The 25,391-nt window shown below is 42.8% G+C and carries 27 protein-coding genes; 12 read left to right on the forward strand and 15 right to left on the reverse strand.

Annotated features, from left to right (window positions below):
* Positions 1-75 precede the first annotated feature (75 nt).
* Genes FWF39_RS02415 through FWF39_RS02425 form a run of 3 tightly spaced genes read right to left on the reverse strand, consistent with a single transcriptional unit; the run spans position 76 to position 2,163 of the window.
* Complete coding sequence (locus FWF39_RS02415; RefSeq protein WP_343381841.1) at positions 76-1,275, reverse strand: glycosyltransferase family 4 protein; 1,200 nt, start codon at positions 1,273-1,275, stop codon at positions 76-78.
* Positions 1,276-1,899, reverse strand: a complete 624-nt coding sequence (locus FWF39_RS02420) for a glycosyltransferase (RefSeq protein WP_343381842.1) — start codon at positions 1,897-1,899, stop codon at positions 1,276-1,278. It lies immediately after the preceding gene.
* 12 nt (positions 1,900-1,911) lie between these two features.
* Entirely contained in the window at positions 1,912-2,163 is a 252-nt protein-coding gene (locus tag FWF39_RS02425) for a hypothetical protein (protein ID WP_343381843.1), read from the reverse strand.
* Positions 2,164-2,627: 464 nt separating this feature from the next.
* Here FWF39_RS02425 and FWF39_RS02430 point away from each other — a divergent pair, with 464 nt between their 5' ends.
* Positions 2,628-3,695, forward strand: coding sequence for a hypothetical protein (locus FWF39_RS02430; RefSeq protein ID WP_343381844.1), 1,068 nt, complete (start codon positions 2,628-2,630; stop codon positions 3,693-3,695).
* A gap of 276 nt (positions 3,696-3,971) precedes the next feature.
* Here FWF39_RS02430 and FWF39_RS02435 read toward each other — a convergent pair whose 3' ends face one another.
* Positions 3,972-5,495 (reverse strand): polysaccharide deacetylase family protein, encoded by a 1,524-nt coding sequence (locus tag FWF39_RS02435; RefSeq protein WP_343381845.1) that lies wholly within the window; start codon positions 5,493-5,495, stop codon positions 3,972-3,974.
* A 325-nt stretch (positions 5,496-5,820) separates the two neighbouring features.
* Between FWF39_RS02435 and hsp20 the strand changes: the two genes are divergently transcribed.
* The 4 genes from hsp20 to FWF39_RS02455 all read left to right on the forward strand — a co-directional run bounded on the left by hsp20 (position 5,821) and on the right by FWF39_RS02455 (position 9,465).
* Positions 5,821-6,417, forward strand: coding sequence for an archaeal heat shock protein Hsp20 (gene hsp20, locus FWF39_RS02440; protein ID WP_343381846.1), 597 nt, complete (start codon positions 5,821-5,823; stop codon positions 6,415-6,417).
* Positions 6,418-6,458: 41 nt separating this feature from the next.
* Positions 6,459-6,866, forward strand: a complete 408-nt coding sequence (locus FWF39_RS02445) for a hypothetical protein (protein ID WP_343381847.1) — start codon at positions 6,459-6,461, stop codon at positions 6,864-6,866.
* 431 nt (positions 6,867-7,297) lie between these two features.
* Positions 7,298-8,137, forward strand: coding sequence for an OB-fold nucleic acid binding domain-containing protein (locus FWF39_RS02450; protein ID WP_343381848.1), 840 nt, complete (start codon positions 7,298-7,300; stop codon positions 8,135-8,137).
* Positions 8,138-8,199: 62 nt separating this feature from the next.
* The gene (locus tag FWF39_RS02455) at positions 8,200-9,465 is read left to right on the forward strand and encodes a cation transporter (RefSeq protein ID WP_343381849.1); all 1,266 of its coding nucleotides are present in this window, start codon (positions 8,200-8,202) and stop codon (positions 9,463-9,465) included.
* A 29-nt stretch (positions 9,466-9,494) separates the two neighbouring features.
* On the opposite strand, the gene FWF39_RS02460 is transcribed toward FWF39_RS02455, so the two are convergent.
* Both FWF39_RS02460 and FWF39_RS02465 read right to left on the reverse strand, forming a co-directional pair.
* Entirely contained in the window at positions 9,495-10,511 is a 1,017-nt protein-coding gene (locus FWF39_RS02460; protein WP_343381850.1) for an isocitrate/isopropylmalate dehydrogenase family protein, read from the reverse strand.
* 225 nt (positions 10,512-10,736) lie between these two features.
* On the reverse strand, positions 10,737-11,249 hold the full coding sequence (locus FWF39_RS02465) for a hypothetical protein (RefSeq protein WP_343381851.1): 513 nt from the start codon (positions 11,247-11,249) through the stop codon (positions 10,737-10,739).
* Between the two features lie 167 nt (positions 11,250-11,416).
* On the opposite strand from FWF39_RS02465, the gene FWF39_RS02470 reads away from it, so the two are divergent.
* The 3 genes from FWF39_RS02470 to FWF39_RS02480 all read left to right on the forward strand — a co-directional run bounded on the left by FWF39_RS02470 (position 11,417) and on the right by FWF39_RS02480 (position 13,802).
* The gene (locus FWF39_RS02470) at positions 11,417-12,370 is read left to right on the forward strand and encodes an LLM class flavin-dependent oxidoreductase (RefSeq protein ID WP_343381852.1); all 954 of its coding nucleotides are present in this window, start codon (positions 11,417-11,419) and stop codon (positions 12,368-12,370) included.
* Positions 12,371-12,524: 154 nt separating this feature from the next.
* Entirely contained in the window at positions 12,525-13,190 is a 666-nt protein-coding gene (locus FWF39_RS02475; protein WP_343381853.1) for a peptidylprolyl isomerase, read from the forward strand.
* A 105-nt stretch (positions 13,191-13,295) separates the two neighbouring features.
* Complete coding sequence (locus FWF39_RS02480; protein ID WP_343381854.1) at positions 13,296-13,802, forward strand: peptidylprolyl isomerase; 507 nt, start codon at positions 13,296-13,298, stop codon at positions 13,800-13,802.
* Positions 13,803-13,820: 18 nt separating this feature from the next.
* Here the strand turns inward: FWF39_RS02480 and FWF39_RS02485 are convergent, their stop codons facing one another.
* Positions 13,821-14,018 carry a hypothetical protein gene (locus FWF39_RS02485; RefSeq protein WP_343381855.1) on the reverse strand — a complete coding sequence of 66 codons (198 nt, stop codon included), beginning with the start codon at positions 14,016-14,018 and terminating at the stop codon, positions 13,821-13,823.
* Between the two features lie 163 nt (positions 14,019-14,181).
* Between FWF39_RS02485 and ilvD the strand changes: the two genes are divergently transcribed.
* Positions 14,182-15,810 carry a dihydroxy-acid dehydratase gene (gene ilvD, locus FWF39_RS02490; protein ID WP_343381868.1) on the forward strand — a complete coding sequence of 543 codons (1,629 nt, stop codon included), beginning with the start codon at positions 14,182-14,184 and terminating at the stop codon, positions 15,808-15,810.
* 528 nt (positions 15,811-16,338) lie between these two features.
* Here ilvD and FWF39_RS02495 read toward each other — a convergent pair.
* Both FWF39_RS02495 and FWF39_RS02500 read right to left on the reverse strand, forming a co-directional pair.
* Entirely contained in the window at positions 16,339-17,073 is a 735-nt protein-coding gene (locus FWF39_RS02495; RefSeq protein WP_343381856.1) for a signal peptidase I, read from the reverse strand.
* 113 nt (positions 17,074-17,186) lie between these two features.
* Positions 17,187-18,503, reverse strand: coding sequence for a glycosyltransferase family 39 protein (locus tag FWF39_RS02500; RefSeq protein ID WP_343381857.1), 1,317 nt, complete (start codon positions 18,501-18,503; stop codon positions 17,187-17,189).
* Between the two features lie 169 nt (positions 18,504-18,672).
* On the opposite strand from FWF39_RS02500, the gene FWF39_RS02505 reads away from it, so the two are divergent.
* Positions 18,673-19,032, forward strand: a complete 360-nt coding sequence (locus FWF39_RS02505; protein ID WP_343381858.1) for a hypothetical protein — start codon at positions 18,673-18,675, stop codon at positions 19,030-19,032.
* 20 nt (positions 19,033-19,052) lie between these two features.
* Here FWF39_RS02505 and ftsY read toward each other — a convergent pair whose 3' ends face one another.
* Genes ftsY through rpl18a form a run of 3 tightly spaced genes read right to left on the reverse strand, consistent with a single transcriptional unit; the run spans position 19,053 to position 20,951 of the window.
* Complete coding sequence (gene ftsY / locus FWF39_RS02510; protein WP_343381859.1) at positions 19,053-19,958, reverse strand: signal recognition particle-docking protein FtsY; 906 nt, start codon at positions 19,956-19,958, stop codon at positions 19,053-19,055.
* A gap of 20 nt (positions 19,959-19,978) precedes the next feature.
* On the reverse strand, positions 19,979-20,407 hold the full coding sequence (pfdA, locus tag FWF39_RS02515) for a prefoldin subunit alpha (RefSeq protein WP_343381860.1): 429 nt from the start codon (positions 20,405-20,407) through the stop codon (positions 19,979-19,981).
* Positions 20,408-20,411: 4 nt separating this feature from the next.
* Positions 20,412-20,951 (reverse strand): 50S ribosomal protein L18Ae, encoded by a 540-nt coding sequence (rpl18a, locus tag FWF39_RS02520; protein ID WP_343381861.1) that lies wholly within the window; start codon positions 20,949-20,951, stop codon positions 20,412-20,414.
* Between rpl18a and FWF39_RS02525 the strand changes: the two genes are divergently transcribed.
* Positions 20,942-21,481 (forward strand): ECF transporter S component, encoded by a 540-nt coding sequence (locus FWF39_RS02525; RefSeq protein WP_343381862.1) that lies wholly within the window; start codon positions 20,942-20,944, stop codon positions 21,479-21,481. The two genes, rpl18a and FWF39_RS02525, sit on opposite strands and share 10 nt — an antisense overlap.
* Before the next feature lie 13 nt (positions 21,482-21,494).
* Positions 21,495-22,511, forward strand: a complete 1,017-nt coding sequence (locus FWF39_RS02530; protein ID WP_343381863.1) for an AIR synthase family protein — start codon at positions 21,495-21,497, stop codon at positions 22,509-22,511.
* Positions 22,512-22,619: 108 nt separating this feature from the next.
* Here FWF39_RS02530 and FWF39_RS02535 read toward each other — a convergent pair whose 3' ends face one another.
* The 3 genes from FWF39_RS02535 to FWF39_RS02545 all read right to left on the reverse strand — a co-directional run bounded on the left by FWF39_RS02535 (position 22,620) and on the right by FWF39_RS02545 (position 25,252).
* On the reverse strand, positions 22,620-22,829 hold the full coding sequence (locus tag FWF39_RS02535) for a copper ion binding protein (protein WP_343381864.1): 210 nt from the start codon (positions 22,827-22,829) through the stop codon (positions 22,620-22,622).
* Positions 22,826-24,967, reverse strand: coding sequence for a heavy metal translocating P-type ATPase (locus FWF39_RS02540; RefSeq protein WP_343381865.1), 2,142 nt, complete (start codon positions 24,965-24,967; stop codon positions 22,826-22,828). The genes FWF39_RS02535 and FWF39_RS02540 overlap by 4 nt, the downstream gene beginning before the upstream one ends.
* Positions 24,968-25,123: 156 nt before the next feature.
* Complete coding sequence (locus tag FWF39_RS02545) at positions 25,124-25,252, reverse strand: hypothetical protein (RefSeq protein WP_343381866.1); 129 nt, start codon at positions 25,250-25,252, stop codon at positions 25,124-25,126.
* Positions 25,253-25,391: the final 139 nt, after the last annotated feature.

A 25,391-nucleotide genomic window follows, 5' to 3' on the forward strand; every position in this document is an offset into this window, starting at 1 on the left:
CTGTATGGTACTGACGGTGCCTACTACACCCCCTATTTAGCGGGAACCACTCTGCGCTTGATGTTTCCTTCTTGGTTAGGCCCAGAAACTTTTTGAATACTCGCCCAAGACTTCTTCGTAGATACGTTTAGTATCTTGAGCAATTTTTTCCCAATCATATTTCTCCTTTATTTGGCGGTATGCATTGTTGCGAAGCGACTGGGCATAGGTTGTGTTTAGAAGGACTTTGGTTATACCCCATGCCAGCGAGTCAGGATTGTTGGGGTAAACTTTGACGCCGGTGAGGTCATGTTCAACAATTTCTGCCAATCCGCCCGTGTCTGAGACGACAACAGGGCTTCCTGCGGCCATAGCCTCCAATGCCACAATGCCAAAGGGTTCAAACAGTGAAGGCACAACCGCGACATCAGCACATTTCTGTAGTTTCGCCAAGTTATCGTTATCGAGGAAACCCTCAAAGAGTACTTTGTGCTCCAAACCCATACTGCGCACAATGTTTAGGAGTTGTTCTTTCATATAGCCGCTTCCTACGATGATGAATTTCGCGTTAACTTTGCTAAGTATTTTGGGTACCGCATTTATGAGAATATGAATACCTTTCTCATAGACCAGTCTCCCAACAAAGAGCACAATTTTCTCCTCAGGCAAAGCAAATTTACTGCGAAAAGTTTGGCAGTCTTTGTCTGCGATATAACCGTGGCTGTTAACGCCGTTTGGAACCATCACCAATTTGTCGTTTGGTAAACCAAACACGTATTTGACGTGATTTATCATATAGTCGCTGCAACAGATAACTTTCCAGGCTTCATAGGTAAGCCACGCTTCAGTTTCATGAATCATCTTCTCTCCAGTGGCATGCAGTCCGTCGCGTCTACCCATCTCGGTTGAATGCATCGTTACTAAGAGGGGTTTACGAAAGATATGCTTCAATCCAATACCGGCGTTAGCAACCAGCCAGTCATGTGCGTGAATAACATCAATTTTGCCACCGATTTTTTTTATGAGCGTAGCGGTTTCTTTTTGCATGTTCATATTCATCAGATAAACCCACGAGGCAAAATCTGGTGAAGGACTTTTGTAGGAGTCCACTCGATACACCTCTACGTCATCAATAACTTCATGGGCTGGAGCACCTGGAAAATCACAGGTAACCACGTAGGCTTTGATGTCTTGTTTGGCTAAGTATTTGGAGAGAAAATAGATATGAGGCGATATCCCGCCGATAACTCGAGGCGGATACTCCCAGCTAAGCATCAAAACAGATAACTTATCCATCTACTTAGTAGCCTCCACAACAGCTGAGCTGTATAGCTCCAAGATATCTCCTATCCAAGTGTCTGGATCGGCTGAAACAATCGCTATCTTCTCTGAAGGCACCTTGTATATACGCATAACTTCCTCTTTCATCCACTGAGACTTCACATTCACCCTAGCCGCCTCATAGAAACCCAGCCACTCGATGCTCTTAATCGCCATATTATAGGAGGACTGCGCCGTTGGAGAGCGATGGTCCTCTAAACTCTCTACTGAGTAGATAAAGGGTATATCCAACCCGTTTTTGAGCGTAACTGCTGCAGGGATAAAGTGCCAATCATAAACATCGATTAAATCAATTTTTTTGTCGGCGTCATAATAGATGTTGGTTGCGGCCCGTTCAACTTCTTGATTTAGAGTAAGCACCCACGTTAAGACTCCGATGTGGGTTTTCACAGGGTTACTGACACGCATGGTTTTTACCCCACTGGGCTCTTGGGTCAAACCAGTTGCGCTGTCATCGTAGGTGACAATATCCACATCCACTTTGTTGGTCGCCAACTGGGTTGTTAGAGCTTTAACGTATTCAGAGAGCTGGCCTACAACCCGTGGAGGATATTCCCAAGAAAAAATGATGGCCCGCATGTTTCCACTATACTATGTAAACAACGAACAGACCTTGATTATTCCTCGACCGTTGAGATAGTAGCGTTTCTTACCTTCGCTATCTGTGAAACTCTCCGCAAACCCCTCCGATTTATAGTGATCCAAAATACTTTCAATTTCGAAGGAATCCTTCTGCAACAACCGAGCCACTTCTTCGCCACGTCTGGCTAAATCCGCGGCGGTAGCACAGAGGTTGTGGAGGGTCTGCAAAACTTTATCTGGAAACGGAAGCTCTTCACGCATTCTAATGCACCGTATCATCCAATAGTTAGTTTAACGTCTTATAAACGCTATGAGTTGTTTTACTGCATGTGTTTAGTTTTTTGACTATTGCCTATATATTTTGCCCTTTTGTGGGGTTTGGCTGGTGTTGTGTGGTGAGCCCTGTTTGATCGTTTATGGGTTGTCTTGGAGGATTATGACGTGGGTCTATAAGATGCAGGCGGATTTTTTACCTGATTTGGCGTATTTCTGATTGTATGACTGTAAGAGTGTATACCTGTTTCTAAGAGTTGTTTCGTAAACCCCTCGCTTAGCTTAAATTTTTCTAAAAACAGTGGTGATTAATTGTAGCAAAATATTGCATAAATGGTAAAGATGAAAAAATAGTTGGGAATTGAGTTATGTTGTTAGAAATCATTAAATCTGTATCTGAGTTTAGGTGGAAAAATTCCTTTTTATTTAAAATTATTGAAAAGGTGTAAAAAATGACACAACAATCAGCAAAATCGGTGAAAGTAAAGGGTGTGCCGGCGCATTTTAACAATATATCTGAAAGAGGCTTTCATGAAAAATTTACCCATTTAAACTATTATCCAAATATCGGTGTTCACCATGTTCAAGGTTATGCGCAATATCAAGACGGCGATAATAAAATGTATTATGTGTTTACCCATAGTATGGGTGCCCTTAGAGAAACTGGGCGAATACAAGTAGCGTATAATACAAATGCAAAGAATACGAAGGAAAAGATTGGTCATGTGGAAATTAAGCCCACTTGGAAGCACCCGGGTGGTTGTCAATGTGTCGGGAAGTTTTTATTTGTTCCTTTTGAAAAAGATAATAAATCGATCGTTAATGTATACGATGTGACAAAAATAGATTCGGATGTTTTGGAATCCCACTCTTTTAATCATAAGGCAGGTTGCCTTGGTATAGTGGATTTTAAGTATGGCGGTAAGGATTCTTATTTATTAATCATCGGTGATCAGGATAAATATTACGCATATGTTTCAAACATACTTTCTGATGAAGAGATATCCAAGGTAAGACAAGCATATTCTGAGGCATTGACAAAACGGATGTTTGAGAAATTTACCCCTGCCAAACCACACACCCCATTGCCCCCATTACCATCAAATGCGGTTCTGCGTTTTTCTAACATAGGTTCCTTTTCTTTGAATAAAGGTACTTATGGATCTGTTGTCGATGTTGAAAAACTTGATTGTCAGGGAATTGGACTTGTGGCAGATGTGGATGGTAGCGTTTATATGATTGCGCTTCACAGTCGCGGTTCAGGAACTACATATGCTGATTGGGGATATCTAACTAAACTTTACATAGATAGCACGGGCAATATTAAGGCAGAAACAAATAACATCAAATCTAGACATTTCCAAAATGAAGGCGGAATAAGTGGAGTCGATGGAACACATTTCCGTTGGGGTGCAGGCGTCCGAGTTGCACCAGATGGAAACATATGTTTGTTAGCGACAAGTAGAAACATCATTTCAGCGGGTAACCATAAGCTAGATACCACTTATTGGTTTGGCTGAGCTACCTCCTAATACCTGGGGAGCTTCAAAATTATGCCTCTCTCCAGTACCTCTTGGTACCTTTTTTGTTTTTTAGTGTTTATCAAACTTTTTGGGTCTCTTTCAATGGTTTGAGAGGATAACACTACAAATAACGATATTCAACAGCCTCTTTATGTCCATCTTGTTTGCAAGTCAATAGTTCCGGGACTTAATTAAAACGAAAACAAAGTCGATAACTCCATGTACCCGCATTGGTTAACGGGGATCCGTTCAAGGAGTTACTAACAACTAGACCTACATCACTTGTTGGTTCTGTGTCGTGAAATGTTCTTTGGTGGTGGCGATAAGGGATTTGCGTAGCGTTTCGCCTTTTTGTACTTTTAGCGCTTTAATGTTCTCGGCTAGTTTGTTGTCTCGCAGTGAAAAACGTGCCCACCTCTCAAAATCATCCTTATCGGCATGAAACTCAATTGCTCTAACCGGCACCTCACCTAGGGCACTTATAAAACCCAATAGACTCCACGCCTTTCTGCCGGTATAGTATTTTTCGCCGTTGTCTGTGTAGAACAAAAACGGTTCATTTGCCGCCAAAATCATCTGCCTTAGTCGCGCTTCAAAATCGTTAATAAGTGTCTGGGCTGCGACAAAAGCGTCCATGGGTGATTCGTAGGGGCTAAAATAACTATGTACCTCACCAGGGCCGCCACCTGAGGTAAACATGTAGTAGAGGTGGTCGCTTGTTTGAAAATTGCGCCACAACCGCAAAACCACCTCATCTCTCGCTTCTAAAACCAGGGGTTCTAATCGATGCAACACCGTATAGTATGCCCACTGCATCACATTACCCAACCACCCCGACTGATCACGTTGCACATCGGCCCACGAGACACTGCCTTTAGCTTCTGGTACATCGATTTCTCCTGATGAAGCATGTTTTTCAACAACCTCTGTGGGTGTTACCATCTTTAGATGATCCTGCTTTAGAATTTCATCGGGAAGATGCTGAAGAAACCCATGAATGCCCGTCTCAGGCCAGTGATGTTCCCCAAAGGTTTCATAGTCAGGAAAGATATTGATAACTTCACCTTTGGTTGTTGCCAACCAATGTGCATATTTATCTGCCGTAAGCGGCCACTCAGACCACCATCTTGCCGAAAAACGAAAACCGATATCATCAGTCAACTTGTAGTTGCGAAGCAACACACGAATCTTCTTGTTACCCTTGGGCGTGTAGAGATAGTTGGGCGATTTTCCACCTAAAATCCTCTCCACCCCCTCAGTGTAGATACCCCGATACCCCATATCCTCAACAGTTTTAGCTATGGCGTTGTTATATAGTAATTCAGTGTTCTCAAAAATCACAGGAGTATATCCAAGAAGATCTTTTATGGTCTGTTTATGCATCTGCGCTTGAGCCACGAATTCCTCTTTGTTTGGATAGAGGCTGGCAATCGAGTGATAGTGCGTTTGGTTTAAAAACTCCACACGCCCCGACTTGGCAAGCTGACGAAACGTTTCCAGTAGATCTTTATCAAACATTTCACACTGCTCAAGAAAAACCCCTGAAACACTAAACGAGAATTTCGCTTGTTTACGGCTACGCTTATGCTCATCAATAACCTTTAGAATTATTTGATTTGAGGGCAAATAACACTTCTTTGCCGCACGCTTAAAAATCTCCCGATCAACCTCAGTGTCAAAATAATAGTTAAAAAGCTCCTCTTTGGGTTGCCTCCGAAACAGTTTCCCCTCCCAAAACAAACTCCGCCGAAGCCTATGGGGCTGATGAACTTCAAAAACAAACGCAACATCCGTCATAACCGTACCTCAAACAGAATTAAATAAAGTGATACAGTTATTTAACCAATAGTATCACGTTATACCGTAGGCTGAATGTACTTATTATTTTTTAGTTTAAAAAACCTGCCTCATGATATATTCCTGTGAACAAGGTAGATTGTGGTTTAATCATTTTGATTTATTGCTAACAAGCTTTAGATGACTATTTTGATGTATACTCTGGTAAAAATGCGGTTTATCTGTTACTTGTTTGCTGAAAACAGACAATCTATCTCCAACGGTTGTTGATTGTTCTTGCAATAAATTTATTGGTTTGGAAAACTCACATACCACAGGTGGTTGTATGTCTTCGGATAATGAAGATTTTCCTGAATGGTTCAAAAAACGCCAGCGTCCAGCCAAAGACCCTTTCTTTGGTGATATAGATGATATGTTCAAAGAGATGGAGCGGATGATGGATGAGCAGTTCAAGGATTTCACCAAAAAAGTGCCCAAAGAATATGTGAAGGAGCGTCAGCTTCCTGATGGTAGTACAGTCAAAGAGCTTGGGCCCTTTGTGTATGGTTATAGTGTGAAAATTGGTTCTGATGGTAAACCTGAAATCCAGCAGTTTGGTAATGTCAAAAAGGGCCTCAAAGGACCTTTGCAGGTAAAAGAAGAACGTGAACCGCTTGTGGATATCATGGAAACACAAAGTGAAGTTCGTGTGGTCGTAGAACTGCCTGGAGTGGAAAAAACTGATATTAAACTCCACGGCACCGAAGACTCCCTCGATATCTCTGTGGATACTTCTCAGTACAAGTACTACAAAGAAGTTCAACTGCCCGCAAAAGTCCATGTGAAAGAGGCCAAGTCTACCTACAAAAACGGTGTGCTAGAAGTTGTGTTGCCTAGAGCTGAGCCATTCAAATCAAAAGGTGAACCCATCAACATAGGCTAAAAACCTAAATTTTAGGTTCTATTCTAGTAAGCTGTGTAGCAATGAGTAATCCCGAAATTGATACTCTAAACGATGTTTGCAAAGATGCCAAAGCAACAGGGAAACTATCAGGTGATAGTCTAAATGTTCTCTATGAATTGTTTGGGCAACGTTTCAGTAAAGCACTTGAGGCGCTACGCGAAGGCAGAGTCAAAAAATACATTTTCAAACCTTCTGGGCGAGTGGTTTGGATTGTGGTGGGCAGAGAACGCGACTACCTTATCATGCCCGAAGCCGCGTTTTGCACCTGTGACGACTTCTACTTTCGAGTGCTAGATAGACAAGTGCATATGTGCTATCATCTCTTGACACAGAAGCTTGCGCAGAATCTGGGCTGGTTTACAACGTTTGAGGAAACTGATGACTGCTATAGCATGTTGATGAACGAGTGGAAAAAAGCTATTCCTTAAATATGTAAACTAACAAGATTAGAGGTAAACATACAGAGGAATCTCGATGGATATCGGTACATATTTCATAACCCTCCAATACATCCTAATGGGCTCAATCTTTATCACACTAGCCCTGATTTTCCTATACGCCTACTATGGCAACGAAGAAGAGACAACCGACTAGTCTCTTCCCAACAACTCTGCCATCTGTTTAAAACCAAAACAGCCTTCCGGTTACTGGCGAGTTTATTTACCACTTAGTCAGTTACGACTTATCAGAAACACTATAAACTCAGACATGCCTCTCCACATCATACTGAACCTAAACAGGCGTTGACAACCAATACGGTATAGTTCTGCAAAGCCCATTCTGCCTCCATAGCAAAACTATAACCGGTGTAACAACACAAAAATTAAAAGCGGCAAACTCTTTATCGTGTCGGCGTAAAATGACCACTCAAGACCTCCTTGATGAGATTCAAGCTAAAAACTCACAGGTAAATCAGAGTCAACTCTTAGAGCAGCTTGAAGTTGAGCGAACCAAAACTGCTGGTCTATTGAGTGATGAAACCCTGTTACGGCTGATTGCAGCCAAACTGGGGATACAGATCTCACAGGCTGCGTTTGAGCCAAGTAACATTATCTCCTCAGGGCGTCTGTTTGCAGGATTATATGATGTGAATGTGGCTGGGAGGTTAATCGCAGTTTTTCCCGTTAAAACTTTTAGCGGCGAAGAAAAATCAGGTAAATTAGCCACCCTTATGCTAGGGGACAACGACGGTTTGTTACGTGTGGTTCTCTGGAATGAAAAAGCCGAGCTGGTAGAAAAAGGAGAGCTTAGAGTCGGCCAAGCTGTTAGGCTGTTACATGGCTATACCCGAGACGACCGCTATGGCAAAACCGAGCTACATATGGGGAACAAAAGTCTAATCGAACCTATATCCTCAGAAGAAACCATTGCGTGTCCACCCATTGAACAGTTTACAACAAAAATCAGTAGCTTAAACCCCAATTTGGGTAATGTACATCTCACTGGGGTGGTGAAGGCGGTTTTTGGTAAAACCGGATTTACCCGAAACAACGACAGTGATGGAGTAGTTATGCGATTTGCACTAAGAGACGACTCCGGTGAAACAACAGTGGTTGTCTGGAACGAAAAAGTGGAAGAACTTGAAAAGCTCTTCCGTGAAAGTGCGCGTCTTTTGCTGGTTAATGCGCGTGTGAAGGAAGCAAAGGGCGGGGCAGTTGAGGTACATGTAGATTCAAGTACCTATATTTCTGTTCAGTAACCTGTTGTTGGTTTTTAATTTGGGTAAGCTTAAAAATTAACGTTAAACACTCCATCATCTGTATGTCACAGAGTAAGCGGCGCAGAATTAGTGGTGACTTAGATGACTCTATACTGTTGATTATCTACAACGATGGTCCTCAATCCATAGAGCAACTTGAAGAAAAGACAGCGTTACACACCATTAATTTAAACAGTCGTATTAGTAAAAGGCGCCGACTAAGAGGTGGCAAGCAGTTGAGTGCTGTTGCGGCTTGTGAGGCTTTAGTTTGCCGAGACTGGATACGGCTGGCCCAGGAAAAGTATGAGTTAACTGATATAGGCCAAGTGGAAGCAGAACAGCTCACTACCACACTTAAACAGGGGGCCCATAGAATTGAGACCCAAATCCTTAGACCCTCTGCGGCTGCAAGAAACTCTACTGTGAGTTATGTTGTGGTATCTGTTCTCAAGCTGATTGTAGGTTTGTTTAGTGGCAGTGTCGGGTTAATTGCAGATGGTGCAGACACCGCAGTTGACACGGCGGCTTCAGCAATTGTTTGGGCCGGTATAAAACTCAAAAAAGAAGTCATAGGCACCTTAGTTATTATCGGATTGATGTTTCTTACCGTCGGCATCTTGTTTTACACTTCGCTTTCTTCTATTCGCGATACTTTAGCTGGTACTTTTCTGCCTATAACCATGCCCTATGTCGTTATCGCTGTTGAAATCATTGTTATGATCTCTATGTTTCTGCTTTCATTCTATCAACGGTTTGTGGGCAAAAGAAGCCAAAATTTCGCATTAATCTCCCAGTCTATTGACTCTAAGAACTCGATTTATTCCGCTGCCGCAGTTATAGCTGGGGCGGTTTTCTCTATCTTTGGTATATACTGGGTTGATGCAGTCATTGGGGTCATTATCGCAGTTCGCATAAGCATTGATGGTGTTGGTTTGATTCGCGAAACTGCAAAAACACTGCAAGGCGCAAAGCCTGAGTTCTCCAAGTTCAAGCTTCCCTTTGAGAAACGGTTTAACCAGCGGCGTACCAATATTTTTCAGCATTGGATAATGCATGTTGTACATAACGAAAAGTTGCGCACTAAGGGTGAGATTGTGATTTCACTTGAGAAAACTTTTCGACCCAACTATATGCCTGCGGTATATACCGAGTTCATGGCTGGTATGGATGTAAATTTTGATGTGAACTTTGCTGAACTGATCTCTCCTCTGCTTGGGGCTGGTTATTTGACAGAGAAATCCGGTCGCTACAAAATCACCCGCAGAGGCAAACAATACATCAAAAACACAATTGACCCCTTACCCTGCAAACAGACCGAAGAATTGTAGCGATAAAAAAATAAAGAAAAGGCTATTGCTTAAATTTTTGCAATGATAGCATCAGTTATTTCGGTGCCCTTGGCTTCTCCGCCTAAATCGTGGGTTCTGACTTTACCCTCTTTGAGCACCTCTATGATGGCGTCCTCGATTTTTTTAGCTGCTACCTTTTCACCTAGCCAATCTAGCATCATTGCTCCGGCCATGATGGTGGCTATGGGGTTTACCCGGTTCATACCTGTGTATTTGGGTGCTGAGCCATGAACTGGTTCGAACATGCCATAGGTTGCGCCAATGTTTGCACCTGCTGCTAATCCTAAACTGCCGGTGACTTGTGCGGCCTCATCCGATAGGATGTCGCCAAAGAGGTTAGTGGTTACCATGACATCATATTTTTCAGGTTGCTTGATTAGTTGCATGGTGGCTGCATCGATGTGGAGGTCATCAACTTCGACTTCAGGATAGTTTTTTTGTGCTTCTTTAACTGCATCTTTAAATATGCCATCGGTTATGCGCAAAATGTTGCCTTTGTGTATGTAGGTTAGATGCTTGCGGCGTTGCATAGCCAGTTTGAAGGCAAAATCTGCTACTTTAAACGATGCTTCTCTTGTGATAATTCGAAGCGCTATACCTACTCCAGGTGCCAAAAGTGATTCTACGCCAGAGTAGAGTCCCTCAGTGTTTTCTCTGACGACAACAAGGTCGATGTTGGGTTTGAGTGATTCTACGTTGGGGAAACTGCGACATGGACGCACGTTCGCATACAGTCCAAACATTCGTCGAAGTGTAACTGCAACGCTAACTGGTGCACCGGCTTCTTCTGGGGTAGTCATGGGCCCTTTTAGGCATGCGTTGCTCTGCTTGATGAGTTCTATGGTTTCTTTAGGCAAATTTGTGCTATGTTCAGCGATGCAGTGAGCTCCTGCTTCGCCATAGAGTATGTTTAGTTTAAAGCTGGATTTTTTCTCAGTTGCTTCTAATACCCTAACGGTGGCTTCGGTGACTTCGGGTCCGATGCCATCGCCTTTGAGCGCAACTATGCTGTAGGATTTAGTCATGATTTATCTTCCTCTAGTTTTTAGAACAATGTTTCTGCTTATGTGTGTTTTCCTGTCCCGTTTTCTATTTTTACACTGTTTACCCATCGAACTGCATTTCTATAGTGCTTACTGCAAAAAATAATAACCCGCAATAAACCTGTTTGATTGTGGGTATGTCACCTTTTTCTATTGGCAACCAGTCGTTGTGGCATTGAACTGTTTAGATAGCTTACTTTTGTTGAACTATAGTTTGTAGCTTAGAAGTCTTTGTCGTTTACGGGTTTGTGTGTTTTCATCTTTTTCTTTATAGGCTTGTCTTAATGTGATTGCGTTGGTTTTCACTCGTTCCCATCGTTTTTCTGTGTTTTTTTTCTCTTGCAGTTTAACAACGTCTGAGAGGTTGCTGAATTTTTCAACTGTTCCATCTTTGCGAGTGCGTTCGATCTTTATGCAATCATCAACCATACAGATGGTGACACAAGCACCACAGTACACACAGAGATCTTCAATTATGCCGATTTCACCTGTACCCCAGTAGAGTGCATTGGTTGGGCAGACTTTGATGCAGAGTTTGCATTGTGTCCCCTCACAGGTAAATTTGTTGATGCTGATTTTGCCATCTTTGAAGAGTTCCTTGACGCCTGTAGGTTCTATGAGTTCCTTGCGGCGTTTTTGGCGTTCTTCTTCCTCACTTGTTACTTTCTCATCTTCCATCATCAAGTCGAATATAGAAGGAACTTTCGTGGGCGTTGACATCTATGTTCACGATTAACGAATTGGTTAAATTAGGTTTTCTAAACTATAATTACTTATCTGGCTATATCCCTCAAATTGCATGACATATTCTCAGGTTTATTCACAACTTATAGTAGCTACTAAACCCTAATACGACAGCACTCTATGCTATACTTGGGCTGACAAGTGTGTCTAAACTCAAATACGGCGTCTTTATACCCTTTTATGCACTCCCAACATCAACTTCAACCCAAACCTTTAGCCAACTAAAAAACATAGTTTTAGAATGCGAACATCTAGGCTATGATTCCGTATGGCTCGATGACCACCTCATGTATAATAACACGCCGATTCTTGAATGCTGGACCACCCTATCCGCACTTGTTGCTATAACCAGCAAAATCCGCCTCGGCATCATGGTGAGTTGCAATGCACACCGAAACCCTGCATTACTAGCCAAGACCGCCTCTACCTTTGATGTCATATCAGATGGTCGCTTAGAATTTGGCATCGGCGCAGGCATACAAAAAACTGAACATGAAGCCTATGGTTTTAGTTTCCCATCACCCCCAGTTAGAATAGCACAACTCGAAGAAGCCATAGAAGTTACCCAGCGACTCTGGACATGCCCAAAAGCCAACTACCAAGGCAAATACTACACCCTAAAAGACGCCCAATGCGAACCTAAACCCAAACAAAAACCCTACCCCCCCATCACCGTAGGTGGTAGCGGAGAAAAACACACCTTAAAAGTTACCGCCAAATATGCCAATCGCTTCGACTGGGGCTTTATATCTTCTCTGGAACTGTATAAACATAAATTATCTATTCTAAAACAAAATTGCGAACTTGTCGGCAGAAACTTTCAAGAAATAGAGCGTTCTTGCTGGCCCAGCGGCCAGATATTGCTTGCCGCAAACCAACAAAAATTACAGGAAAAAATAGCCAAACACAAACCTGCCAATACTTCACTTGAAGAATTCAAACAATACACCCTAATAGGTACAGCAGAAGACGGTCTGCAGAGTTTTCAGGCATATCTAGATTTAGGCGTAACCTACTTCATGTTGTACTTTGCCGATTTACCCAACCTCGACGGACTAAAAATATTCAAAGACGCAAGTGCCGATCTCTCTATTTAGAGATTTTTTCTTATTAACCATGCAAGCTTAGAGTTAACTGTTCTGAAAAGCAGAGAGCACAATGGGTTTATTTTGAGTGTTGGGGGCTATTTTGCGTTTGTTCTGATGTTCTGATGGGAAAATTTTATATTAAGAGCCGTTGTCTAACACAGATATGGCTCCCAAAAAACAAAAACCTAAGAAACGTTTAACGCCGGCACAGCAGAAACAAAACTCTAAACGCATGACTTGGATTGCAATAGGTGCAATAATAGCCGTTGTTGTGATTTTTGGAGTTATAGCTGCGTCAGGTATACTGGGTAACAACTCACCCGAAGTTCCACCAGACCCAATAGATCCAACCAAAGTTCTACTAGAAACAACTGCAGGCAACATAACTATCGACCTTAGAATCGATAAACCCATCACATCTACCAACTTTATCGAACTCGTCAGAGCAGGCGAATACGACAATACCTCATTCTACCGAACAATAGAGGACTTTATGATTCAAGGCGGCAAAGGTGCAAGTGGCGGTGGTATTCCAAACATAAAAGATGAAATCGGAACCAACAACCGCAACGACAAATACACCATAGCCATGGCAAACACTGGGGTAGCGAACTCGGGCTCAAGTGAATTCTTCATAAACGTAGCAGACAACGGACAACTAATCAGCGGCTTTAACTCAGCCTATACCGTGTTTGGTACCATTATCGACGGCAAAGATGTTGTTGATGCAATAGCTTCTGCACCTGTAACCGAAAATCCCGCTCGACCTGATGAAATGAGTGTTCCAGTTAACCCTGTAATAATCCTGCGTGCTACCATTTTGCCGTAGCAACAGGTAAATGCCTCCTCTTTATTTGACCTCAAAATATTTTTTGGTACATAGTTCTACAATATGCATAATAGCTATTGTTTCATTGATTTGTTCTGGGATATTATGACAGATCAAAAAATAAATTCGACTACAGCCGATGAATATGTAAACGGCATAAAAATCCTTCTCCACACCAACATGGGTGACATAACAATTCAGCTCCGAAACGATATGCCAATAACCACCGCTAACTTTAGCGGTCTCGTGACCAACGGAACCTTTAACGGCACTATATTCCACCGAATTATCGACGGCTTTATGATTCAAGGCGGTGACCCCACAGGAACCGGATATGGCGACCCCTCCATTCCCGATATCAAAGACGAATTCACCCGTAAAAACCGCAATGCCCGCGGCACTATAGCCATGGCAAACGCTGGTCCAGACACAGGAAGCAGCCAATTCTTCATAAACCTAGTAAACAACAACTACTTAGATGACAAACATCCCCAATTCGGCAAAGTCATAGCCGGTATGGATGTTGTGGACAAAATCTCAAAAGCAAAAACCGATCGAAATGACAAACCACTCAAAGAAATCATTATAGAAAACGCGACAATTGTACCCTAAACAAAAAAGTAAGGAAACTTACTTTTTCTGTTCTTCTTTTGGTTTAGACCCAATTTCAACAACTTGAATACTTATCTGATATTTTTTACCGCCAGCTACCATTTTGCCTGTTCCATAGTATCCTCGGCTGCCGGTTTTGAAATCTTTTTTATCTATGATAAAATTCTGTTTATCACCGTTTAGCTGAATTGTTGCCATGTTTGCTTGTTCACTCATTCTATATCGCCTTATATCTTAAGCATCCTCACTGTGACTTTTCACCTTTTCGCTCCAAACCCGCCATTGCTGTTGCTTTTGCTTATAGACATCTGGTTGGGGTGCAAAAAATTTAACAGCCGCCCAAACAAATAGTTCTCATTACATCTTGAAGGTTGCTATGTTGAGAAGCGATGAAATCAAAAAGGGAAACCAAAAAGCGCCCCACCGTGCCCTACTCAAATCGCTGGGTTTAATTGATGAGGATATGGCAAAACCATTCATCGGAGTGGCTAACAGCTACACAAATATCGTTCCTGGTCACATCCACCTCCGTAGCTTGGCTGAAGCCGTAAAGGAGGGCATCCTCTCAGCTGGCGGGCAACCCTTCGAATTTAACACCATAGCAGTCTGTGACGGTATAGCCATGGGTCACGAAGGTATGCGTTACTCGCTTCCTTCACGTGAGATCATTGCGGATTCACTAGAAATTATGCTCCAAGCCCATCGCCTAGACGGGCTTGTTATGGTCTCTAATTGTGACAAAGTTACTCCTGGTATGCTCATGGCTGCTGCACGGGTCGACATTCCCGCCATTATGGTCACAGGTGGACCTATGGCCGCAGGCAGATTAAACGGTCGAAAAGTCAGCTACAGCTCTGTACCCGAGGCATTGGGCCAAGTGGCCGCAGGCAAAATGACTGAACAAGAACTCACCCAACTAGAAAACTCTGCCTGCCCCGGCTGTGGTAGCTGTAGCGGTATGTTTACCGCAAACACCATGGCCTGCATGACCGAAGTCCTAGGGATGTCGTTACCCTACTGCGGCACCTCTCTGGCAACAAGCGCCTTTAAACTCCGTTTAGCCAAACAAACCGGACACCAAATAGTCCAACTCGCCAAAGATAATATCAAACCCTCCATGATCTTAACTAAAGCCGCTTTTGAAAACGCCATCTCGGTAGATATGGCTCTGGGTGGATCAACCAATACCACTCTACACTTGCCCGCTATAGCTAAAGAAGCCGGTTTAACCCTGCCGCTCTCCGCATTTGATGAAATCGGCAGAAAAGTGCCTCATCTTTGCAGTATGATCCCAAGCGGCATTTATGCCCTAGAAGATTTAGACGTTGCCGGCGGTGTTCCTGCAGTAATGAACGAACTCCAAGGTCTGCTCAACTTGGAACTACCCACAGTCAGCGGCAAAACAGTTGGCGAAAACATCAAAGACGCAAAGGTGCTCAACCCCACAGTCATTCGACCACTCTCAGACCCAGTGCACAAAGAAGGCGGCATTGCCATCTTAACCGGCAACCTCGCACCCAAAGGTGCAGTCATAAAAACAGCCGGAGTCTCAGCCCAAATGCAAAAACACACCGGACCCGCCAAAGTTTACGAATCCGAAAAAGAAGCCATAACAGCCATCCGCGCCAACCAAGTGGTACCCGGAGACGTTGTTATTATCCGATATGAAGGCCCAAGAGGCGGCCCCGGCATGCCCGAAATGCTCATCCCAACCGCAACCATCGCAGGCATGGGCCTCTCAGAATCAGTCGCACTCATCACAGACGGACGCTTCAGCGGCGCAACCCGCGGCGGAAGCATCGGCCACGTCACACCTGAAGCCTTCGAAGGCGGACCCATAGCAGTCATCCAAAACGGCGACACCATAACCATCGACATACCCAACCGCACTCTAAAAGTCGAACTCTCAGACCAAGAACTCCAAACCCGCCTAGCCGCCTGGAAACCCCGACCCCCAAAAATCACCAAAGGCATCCTCTCAAGATACAAACCAACACCCACTGAATAAACACAACTCCTGTGTTAACAGGCCACACCTCTTTTTGGTGTAACAAAAATATGCAGATACACTCTATATTTCCTTCTAATTGGTAAAATCAGTCATTGGGATAACTTGAAAAAGTGAAATATTTTAGTAAAAGACACCGAAAGTGCGTTCGCATACCCGTTTATAGTAGTCTCAGAATCAGCTTTTGATATATTTATCATAGCACTCAGCACATAAGCACCCTCCCACCAATTCAACATTCACAGCACCGCAGTTTAAACAATCGCCCTGCTTGCGGTGCATTAAAAATACTAGTTTACTGTGAATGTTTACCATAGCACATACTTGATTTATGAAAAAATAAACTTTATGGTCGATAGGATTTGAAATATTGCCATTAAACACTCAGAAATATATTTTCAAGATAAACTTAATGACCTGTGGCACCTAAAGCGAAATCACCGAAAAAACCAATCATAACAACCTTCTACCCTACTTAAAAGGAACCGCGGGTTCAAAATATCATTTTGATACCGCCAAAATAGCCTGTTACATGTCCGTTAGGTCGTTGGCTGGTTCGGGTTGGGTTTCGTGTTCTTGTTTTATGTGTTCTTGTGGTGTTGGTTCGGGTTGGGTTTTGTGTTCTTGTGGTTTTTTCTTTAGCATGGGTAACACGAATTCTAAGGCTATAAGGACGAGGATAATTACAATAAGTACTGGTAGACACCAGGGGTTGCTTCGTAGAAATAGCGTAATGTGTCCAAACCAGGGTATTCGCATAATCACTTTGCCAATGACTTGATCTTCAGATACACCCTCGCCTGTGTGCCATATGCAGTTTGAGTCATAATCATGCTCTGCTACTGGGTTTGGCCATTTCAGGCTTGGGTTGCCGTCTCCTTTGGTTTGGAAGTAGAGTTTGCCATCAATCTCATAGCTGGTGACCACTCGGTGGACGATGGGTGTAGCTGAGGGATTAGTTGGATTTTGATAGACGATGATGTCGCTGTTTGGATAGTTGATGTTTAGGTCTTTGGCATCCACACCTTGGATGATAATTATATCCCCAACATGAAGGGTAGGCTCAAAGATGTGGCTTCCGCCATCACAGGAACCGTTATAGGTTACACACATGCTACCGCTTTCTACCACCCGTATTGGGACATCAACGTTTAGTGCCAAGGGCAAACCAAAAAAGAAACCGCCGATTATAAGCACCCCTACAGCAACGACTAATATAGACTTCATGTACTCATTGTGAGCGATTCTTTGGGTACTCTTCATCTGTCCTCAACTGTGCCGCATAGAGCAACACAGCCAATCTTAATAAACACAATCATTTCCTCCACATCATCCGTCAAGAAATTTTTATCTTCTTTTGATGACTGAACTCTTCGCTATCTGAACTGTTTCTTTAAAACCGTAATCAAGGACGGTAAAACCATACATAGTGCCACCAAAATTAACACACCAAAATGAAGCATCTCCAATAGATTACGATCCATTGCCTCAGAAAACACAAATAACCCATAATAAGTGACGCTATCCACACCAAAAGGCACAAACCCCCACCTGTAATTTAAAAACAACGTACTCTCAATTAGAGAAGCAAACAACAAACCCAACCCAACAACACCAAGACCCATTGCAATTAAGCGATCTTTTTTCTGATTAATAGACTCAATTAATACCCCGCTTTTATCTATCAGCGATGCCGCAAGCAAACAAAAGAAAGGCACAACAGAATAATTATACTTAAACGCACTAACATAGGGAATCATTAAGTGCAAACCCAGTACCAAAAACAGATTCAGCCCAACAATTACCCCTATGGTTCCAAGGCAAACAACATCCATCTTTAAAAACGCTCTCAGCCGTTTTCTGTAGATAACTCCAAGGGCTAAAGAGAAAAACCCTCCAAGAAAAACAAACCACCCCGCACTATTAACAAATATAATCGGCAAAAACGCAAGCACCGGGTCAGCCACCCACTCAGGATGTGTAAAATCAGTGTTAAAGTAGACACCCATAAAGTGCTGATTTGCAAAGATACCAAACCAAACAACATGCAAAACCAACGAGGGCAAAACAAACAGTATCACCTTCTTAAAATCAAGTTTGAAGCAAGTTTCTTTTCTATGCAGATATATAACCAGCAACATAGGTATGAGCATAAAAACTGCATAAAGCTTAGTTAGAAGGGCAACTGCAAAAACCACCCCTGTACCCAACACCAACTTTTGAGAATTACGTCTAACCGCCAGAATACCCAAAATTAAAAAAAGTAAACCCCAAAAAAGATACTGATTATCTATCAGAAAAACCCGAGACATATACACATGCCACGGCATCATACCAAAGAGCGCGGCTGCAGCAAGCCCCGTTTTTCTACCATACATCAAATTACCCAGCACATATAGAAGAAAGACGCTACCCAATCCAAACGCTGTAGTTAGCAACACCCCATTAAGATAGGATAAACCCCCAACTCCAAAAAACAGGGCGGAAACATAGAAACCCAGAGGCGGTTGATTAATCATAAACCCTGTTGAGATGTAGGGAAAGCCCTGCGTAAGTATACTTGAGGTTGCTTCGTATTCTATTTGGGCATCCCAATTCGTGTAAGTAGCCAAATATGCTGTAATCAGCAAGCTGCCCAGCAAAATCCCAATTATAGGATAGTGTGTTGTCAAGACAGCTTTGAGTTTTACCATTTCGCCGATCCACTATAGCAATTTCATGTAAACATTTTAAAATTATCCCCCAATCCCTCCAATAACTACCTATTAACCAAATTTGTTCCATGTATGCCCTGTGGTGTGCATAGCCCGATAAGGAACAGTAAAATAGTTATATTGACTTTTAGTTTTAGGAGTGTTTTATTTGTCAGCGACTTTAAATCAAGAGGACGAGTGGAACTTCCGAATAATCGCAAAAAGATTAATCGTTGTTAAAATCAAAAGTGAGAGTCCCAGCAAACTCGTCGTTTTAGATGTTATAACTGGACTAGTTTTTCCCCTCGAAGTGCCCCAGTCTATTAACTTGGATAAACTTGAGATTAACCACGAATACATCTTTAACGTCCAAGTCTATAGCTCAAAAAACCTCAAAGGTATCGCGGCAGATTTTATGAGTTTTTTTGAAACCCTCGATGTCGAACAGACCCTAGAGGACTTTATCAAAGCATACTGGGTGTACCCAAGTAAACTCAGATTCGTACTTACCGAAATAGAAGAAGCCTGATCTTCTCTTTTTATTGTGTGCTAACCAAGAACCATCTTGACAAATTTGTCAGGGTTAAACAGTTCTAAGTCTTTGTAGGTTTGCCCTACACCTATGAAGAGAATTGGTCTTTGTGTTACATAGGTCACACTCAAAGCTGAACCACCTTTCACATCGGCATCTACCTTTGTAAGGATGGTTGCATCTATGCCGACTGCTTTGTTGAATTCTTCTGCCTGTAACACCGCGTCGTTACCGATAAGTGAATCCACTGTAAATACTGTGAGGTCTGGCTGCACGACACGTTTGACCTTAATGAGTTCGTTCATAAGATTTTGATTTGTCTGCATTCTGCCCGCCGTGTCGATTAAGACCACATTGATTCCATGTGCTCGGGCATGATTAACTGTGTCATAGGCAATTGCTGCAGGATCGCCGCCGTAGGTGCTCTTAATCACGCGGACGCCCAGCCGCCGTCCATGCTCTTCGAGTTGCTCAATTGAACCTGCACGGTAAGTGTCGGCTCCCGCCAAAACTACAGTATATTTTTTATCTTGGAAGAACCGAGCAACTTTGGCGATAGTGGTAGTTTTACCTGTGCCATTGATGCCTACAAACATAAGTGTTAGCGGTTCTTTCTTTTGGCGTTTTTCCTCTGCTTTTTGTAGCAAATCTATTCTTTGGTTGGTTAGCATAACTTCTAGAAGAACTTGACGGAGATTTTCGTCAACGATTTTTTTACGGTCCTCCATTCGCTTAACCTGAACACCATCAAGCCTTGCAACTAGATCATCACAGATTTTGTCTGCGACTGGAAAAGCCACATCATTCTCTGCAAGGTTCATTTTAAAATCAGATATAATAGGGGTTAAACTTTCAGTTTTAAGCTCCGTCGTGGTTACCTTAGTTACTAAGCCTTTAAACCCCGACTTGAGCTTCTCAAACATAGTTTCCCGCTCTTGTCTGTCTATTTGTTGTTTGCAAGCATCGATTCAAGCCTGCTTCTGCCGGTGTTTATACGCTCGGCAACTTGGCTGAATTGTTGCTGGGCTACATTCATGGTTTTCTCGAGTTCGTCGAGACGTTCTTTTAGAACCACTTTTGCTTCCGGCAACGCTTTCTCGATGGAAACGCCTGAACCTAAACCTATGATGACTTTGTTGGCGTCTGCGAGTTTAACTTTTACATAAGAGCTACTGCCGATGGGAACAAGCATTTCAGCGTTTTCCTGTTCTTTTTCCATGTTATCTAGGGTTTCGTTAGCATAGGTTAGATCCGCAATAGCTGTGTTAACCATAGTTATGCGGTGCTGGAGCGCTTCTGCGGTTTGCTCTAAGTATCGCAATTCCATGCTGAGTTTACGCAGTTCCTCTTCAGCGGGGGCTCTTTGAGTCAAGTTCTTATTCTCCAGTGACTAATTTCTTCAAGATTGGATTCTCGATCGCTTCTGCAGAGATTTCTTCTGCACTAATGATTTTTATATGCATGCGTTTTACACGGTGGCGACTGCCGATTTCAGCGTAAACTTTCTCTACAGCATGTTCGCTTTTGTCAGCTAAGAGTTCTCTAACGAAGGGGGTCGAGAGCCTAGGCTTGTTGATTTGGCCAGTTACTTTGAAGACCTTCATGTTCTTTTCGTCCTGCACAATTCCAATGCAATCCCAATTATAAACATATTTACCTATATTCACCCAAAAAATGCTGTCTAGCCGAACATCTTCTTGAAATTTGCAATGCTTAAACCCAAAATGGCTGATCACGCCATTGATTGGTTGTAGACTTTCTATTGTTATGTTGAACCCTTTTTGTAACCCGCTTCTACAGGAAATATTTGACGATACCCCTCCAATGCCCGATGCTTTAAGTAGTGATGAATGCTCAAATAACTGATGATCTGTATCCTTTAGAGACGCCAGTAATGAACACAAAAATGACTCCAAAATCTCCTGCGCTAATTGCTGTAACAGCCATTTTCACTGCAGTTATATTTATAATTATTTCACAAATCCCCCCTATACCCATTCCCGCTACATCGGGATACTTTAACTTGGGTGAAACGGCTATCTATGTTGCGGCTCTGCTCTTCGGTCCCTTTGTTGGTGCATTTGCCGGAGGCATAGGTGCCGCGCTATCTGATGTTTATTTGGGGTTTGCACACTTTGCTCCGGGAACATTGATAATAAAAGGTCTCGAAGGTGCAGTTGTTGGATTATTAAATATCAAACTGAAAAAACGCATCCAAAACACATCTCTACGAGCAATTATCTCAGTGATAATAGGTGGGTCAGTGATGGTTTTGGGTTATTTCCTCTATGAAAACCTGCTTGCAGTATTCATTCCTGGCTTAGAAATTTATGCGCTAATTGAAGTACCGTTTAACATAGCTCAGATGCTGGTTGGTTTGGTGATTGCAGTTCCAATTGTACATGCTGTTCAACGGGTTTTCCCACAAGTTAAAAGCTACCTTTAACAGAGATATACTTATGAAACTTCAGCCTGGAAAAATCCCCCCCGAGATCCTAAAAAATGTGGTTTTCAAAAATCTAGGTGCAAAAAGGAGCGAAGTAGCCCTTGGCCCAGCTATAGGTGTTGATGGAGCAGTGTTGAACCTGGGAACCAAAGACGTTATTGTATCGGCGGATCCTATTACGGGTGCAGTAGAGCGTATCGGTTGGGAAGCCATAAACATTAACGCTAACGATATCGCAACTTTTGGTGTTGAACCTGCGTTTTTCTTTAGCTGTATTTTGCTCCCCCCAAGTGCTGATAGCAAAATCATTGAAACCATCAGCACTCAGATGCATCAGGCCGCAGAAGAGTTAGGCATAGCCATCGTTGGTGGTCATTGTGAGGTTACCCCTGGACTAACAAACCCCCTTGTTGTAGGCTACGTCATGGGTTTAACTGAGAAAGGTCAATACGTGACAGCGGCAGGAGCAAAAGCAGGCGATAAACTGATTATGACCAAAAGTGCAGGCATTGAGGGAACAGCTATTCTTGCTACCGATCACGAACAACAGCTCCAAAAAGTTCTCAGCCAATCGCTAATTAATGATGCCAAGCGTTTCTACAATCAAATTAGCATCGTTAAAGATGCCCTAATTGCTTACCACACAGGCGGGGTTCATGCTATGCATGATCCAACAGAGGGCGGTATTCTAAATGGTATACATGAGATAGCTGACGCTGCTGGTTTAGGGGTGAAAATTTTTGAAGAAAAAATCGCCATAGAACCAGAAACTGCAAAAATTTGCCGCTACTATGAAATCGATCCTCTCCAGCTCATAAGCTCGGGTGCTTTGCTAATCTCTGCTGATCCTCAAACAGCAACAAAAATCATCCAAAACCTCACAGATCAACATATCTACGCAGACATAATTGGCGAATTTCTGCCAAATTCCAACAAACGCCTTCTCATAAAGAATGACGATTCAGCAGAAGACCTGCCTCGACCCACCTCAGACCACCTCTGGACCGCATTATCATGCAAAAAAGACTAACCAAAATTAGCTTAGCTGATGTGCGCTAACAATTCTATTGACTATGTATGTTAGCGGTTATGTTAGTCTGTTTGGTTGCTTATCATTTGTGAGATCTGTTTTTGATTCTCAGGCTACTGTATATCCTTCGTCTGTAATTGTTTCTTTAATTTCAGTGAGTGATATTAAATCGGAATTAAACTCAACGATGATAGTTTTTGATGCTAAATCAACTTTGACGTTACCTATACCCTTCAATTTCGATAGGGCTGATGTGACCGCGCGAACACAGTGTTCACACGACATCCCCTCAACAGTTAGTTTGATTGTTTCCATCATATTTTTGCTCCTTTTAATCTAAGTGCATTCATTACTACCGACACAGACGACAAACTCATAGCTCCCGCCGCAAAAATCGGAGTTAACAGTGGACCACCAAACATATACAACACTCCTGCGGCAATGGGTATCCCTACAACGTTATATCCAAATGCCCAAAATAAATTTTGCTTGATATTGCGTATAGTGGCACGGCTTAGATTGATCGCCATAGGTACCACCATTAAATCTCCTTTCATTAGAACAATAGATGCACTCTCCATAGCAATATCGGTGCCGCTTCCAATGGCAATACCAATATCAGCTTGCGCAAGCGCAGGGGCATCATTAACACCATCACCAACCATAGCTACTCTGCGGTTCTCTTTTTGCAGTTTCTTGACTTGCTCTGCCTTATCCTGCGGCATAACTTCTGCAAAAACCCGATCAATACCCACCTGTTTTGCAACGGCCTCCGCAGTTTCTCTATTATCCCCTGTAATCATCACTGACTCAATGCCCATGCTCTTTAATTTTGCAATAGCGGCACAGCTACTTGTTTTTGGCTTATCCAAAACAACAACACGCCCCACATATTGACCATCAACTAGAACAGTTACACCCCGTCCAATCTCAATTTTCCTACCGCCAATTATGCCCTCAACGCCCCGTCCCGCTGTCGCCTTAAAATCTTTAACTTCCAAATACTTACCGCTATAATAGTTACAAATCGCTTTTGCAATAGGATGCTCCGAATATCTCTCCAACGATGCCGCAAGCTCTAACACATCCCCTTCAACCGCTACCACTTCCGGCTTCCCCTCTGTTATTGTGCCGGTTTTATCAAACACAACCGTATCTATCTTATGCAAGACTTCAAGCGCTTCACCACTTTTAATCAAGATACCGTTTTCTGCGCCCTTCCCGGTACCCACCATAATCGCAGTTGGAGTAGCAAGCCCCAAGGCACAGGGACAAGCAATAACCAGCACCGAGATCAATATCGTCAATGCAAACTCTACATCACCTGTTACTATAAACCATGCAAGTCCACTAAATACTGCAATACTTAGCACAACTGGCACAAAATAGCGGCTCACAACATCTGCTAGTTGGGCAATAGGCGCCTTAGTGTTCTGTGCATCCTCAACTAACTTGATAATCTGCGCCAATGCAGTATCTGCACCGATTTTATCTGCGCGAAATTGGATTGAACCTGTGGTGTTTATCGTCGCGGCAAATACACTATCGCCCTCCTTTTTGTCAACCGGCATACTCTCCCCCGTTAGCGCACTCTCATCAATGGCTGTACTGCCTGACACAACGATGCCGTCAACAGGAATTTTACCTCCGGGCTTTACGATAATTATATCCCCAACATTTAGATCCTCAATAGGTATCTCCCGCTCCATATCCCCTACAAGAATCGTTGCCATTTTCGGCGTAAGCCCCATTAGTTTTTTAATTGCTCCACTGGTACGCCCTTTTGAAACCGCCTCCAGAGATTTCCCAAGTAAAACCAATGTTATAATTACCCCTGCAGTCTCAAAGTAAAGATGTTCTGCAAACGCAAAATGGCCTTGTGTAATTTGATATATTGAATATAGACTATATGACACCGCTACTGATGTTCCAATAGCAATTAGACTATCCATGTTTGGTGAGCGGGACCATATCGCACGAAAACCTACCACATAAAAACGGTACCCCATGATGATAATGGGAATAGTTAGTGCAATTTGTATCAACGCAAAGTTAAGCGGATAATGCATCGGGTGAAGTATCTCTGGAAGTGGTAGACGCCACCCAAATGGCAACATATGCCCCATAGCAACATATAACAAAGGCAGACTAAACCCCGCCGACACAACAAATTTGATCCACAACGTTTTGATTTCTTTATCTTTACGGAGTTTATCCCCATCAACAACATTGTTCTTGTTTTCTGCCCAACTATACCCGATTTTTTCAATCGTTTTTTTGATAGTTTCTACATCTATTTTTGCTGGATCAAACTCTACTGTCATGCGCTCAGTAGCCAAATTTACGCTACAACTCTCTACACCCTCTATCTTACTTACCGATCTCTCAATTCGCGCAGAACACGCCGCACAGGTCATGCCTATTATTTTGAGCGTTACTCTACTGATATTGGTCATTTTTCCGCTTTTAATCAACAATTATCCTATAACTTCAATATTTCTATAACAACATAACTTATAGCCCAAGCGTATCTACTCCTAAAAACAGGTAGTGTTTATTTTTTGGAAGAACGGTAATCAGCAAGTTGATAACAAGAAAACGGTCTAATGTTTTTAGGTATTGCTTTCTATATAGTAGCGTGCGGCGCTTAAAATTAATCCGTTTGTAAGGACGCCTAAGCCGTTGTGGGCGTTTCCGTTTTCATCAACCCCGTGGGCAAATCCGTTGTTGGGCTCTTGCATATTTTGTTCAAGATAGATACTGCTTTGACCGCATTATAAGTTAGGATATAGATGTTTTAGTTTACCTCTTGCTTGTTTTGTGGTAAAATGCCAATCTATCTGCTTACCCGAACCATTTCGATCTGCCGCCCAAACCGAC

This window comes from Candidatus Bathycorpusculum sp. (genome assembly GCF_009778815.1).
GTDB classification, from domain to species: domain Archaea; phylum Thermoproteota; class Bathyarchaeia; order Bathyarchaeales; family Bathycorpusculaceae; genus Bathycorpusculum; species Bathycorpusculum hydrogenotrophicum.

Bases quoted from the DNA above. Each gene is read 5' to 3' on its own strand.
- FWF39_RS02415 (WP_343381841.1), bottom strand. From the start codon at position 1,275: ATGGATAAGTTATCTGTTTTGATGCTTAGCTGGGAGTATCCGCCTCGA.
- FWF39_RS02420 (WP_343381842.1), bottom strand. From the start codon at position 1,899: ATGCGGGCCATCATTTTTTCTTGGGAATATCCTCCACGGGTTGTAGGC.
- FWF39_RS02425 (WP_343381843.1), bottom strand. From the start codon at position 2,163: ATGCGTGAAGAGCTTCCGTTTCCAGATAAAGTTTTGCAGACCCTCCAC.
- FWF39_RS02430 (WP_343381844.1), top strand. From the start codon at position 2,628: ATGACACAACAATCAGCAAAATCGGTGAAAGTAAAGGGTGTGCCGGCG.
- FWF39_RS02435 (WP_343381845.1), bottom strand. From the start codon at position 5,495: ATGACGGATGTTGCGTTTGTTTTTGAAGTTCATCAGCCCCATAGGCTT.
- hsp20 (WP_343381846.1), top strand. From the start codon at position 5,821: ATGTCTTCGGATAATGAAGATTTTCCTGAATGGTTCAAAAAACGCCAG.
- FWF39_RS02445 (WP_343381847.1), top strand. From the start codon at position 6,459: ATGAGTAATCCCGAAATTGATACTCTAAACGATGTTTGCAAAGATGCC.
- FWF39_RS02450 (WP_343381848.1), top strand. From the start codon at position 7,298: ATGACCACTCAAGACCTCCTTGATGAGATTCAAGCTAAAAACTCACAG.
- FWF39_RS02455 (WP_343381849.1), top strand. From the start codon at position 8,200: ATGTCACAGAGTAAGCGGCGCAGAATTAGTGGTGACTTAGATGACTCT.
- FWF39_RS02460 (WP_343381850.1), bottom strand. From the start codon at position 10,511: ATGACTAAATCCTACAGCATAGTTGCGCTCAAAGGCGATGGCATCGGA.
- FWF39_RS02465 (WP_343381851.1), bottom strand. From the start codon at position 11,249: ATGTCAACGCCCACGAAAGTTCCTTCTATATTCGACTTGATGATGGAA.
- FWF39_RS02475 (WP_343381853.1), top strand. From the start codon at position 12,525: ATGGCTCCCAAAAAACAAAAACCTAAGAAACGTTTAACGCCGGCACAG.
- FWF39_RS02480 (WP_343381854.1), top strand. From the start codon at position 13,296: ATGACAGATCAAAAAATAAATTCGACTACAGCCGATGAATATGTAAAC.
- FWF39_RS02485 (WP_343381855.1), bottom strand. From the start codon at position 14,018: ATGAGTGAACAAGCAAACATGGCAACAATTCAGCTAAACGGTGATAAA.
- FWF39_RS02495 (WP_343381856.1), bottom strand. From the start codon at position 17,073: ATGAAGAGTACCCAAAGAATCGCTCACAATGAGTACATGAAGTCTATA.
- FWF39_RS02500 (WP_343381857.1), bottom strand. From the start codon at position 18,503: ATGGTAAAACTCAAAGCTGTCTTGACAACACACTATCCTATAATTGGG.
- ftsY (WP_343381859.1), bottom strand. From the start codon at position 19,958: ATGTTTGAGAAGCTCAAGTCGGGGTTTAAAGGCTTAGTAACTAAGGTA.
- FWF39_RS02525 (WP_343381862.1), top strand. From the start codon at position 20,942: ATGACTCCAAAATCTCCTGCGCTAATTGCTGTAACAGCCATTTTCACT.
- FWF39_RS02530 (WP_343381863.1), top strand. From the start codon at position 21,495: ATGAAACTTCAGCCTGGAAAAATCCCCCCCGAGATCCTAAAAAATGTG.
- FWF39_RS02535 (WP_343381864.1), bottom strand. From the start codon at position 22,829: ATGATGGAAACAATCAAACTAACTGTTGAGGGGATGTCGTGTGAACAC.
- FWF39_RS02540 (WP_343381865.1), bottom strand. From the start codon at position 24,967: ATGACCAATATCAGTAGAGTAACGCTCAAAATAATAGGCATGACCTGT.
- FWF39_RS02545 (WP_343381866.1), bottom strand. From the start codon at position 25,252: ATGCAAGAGCCCAACAACGGATTTGCCCACGGGGTTGATGAAAACGGA.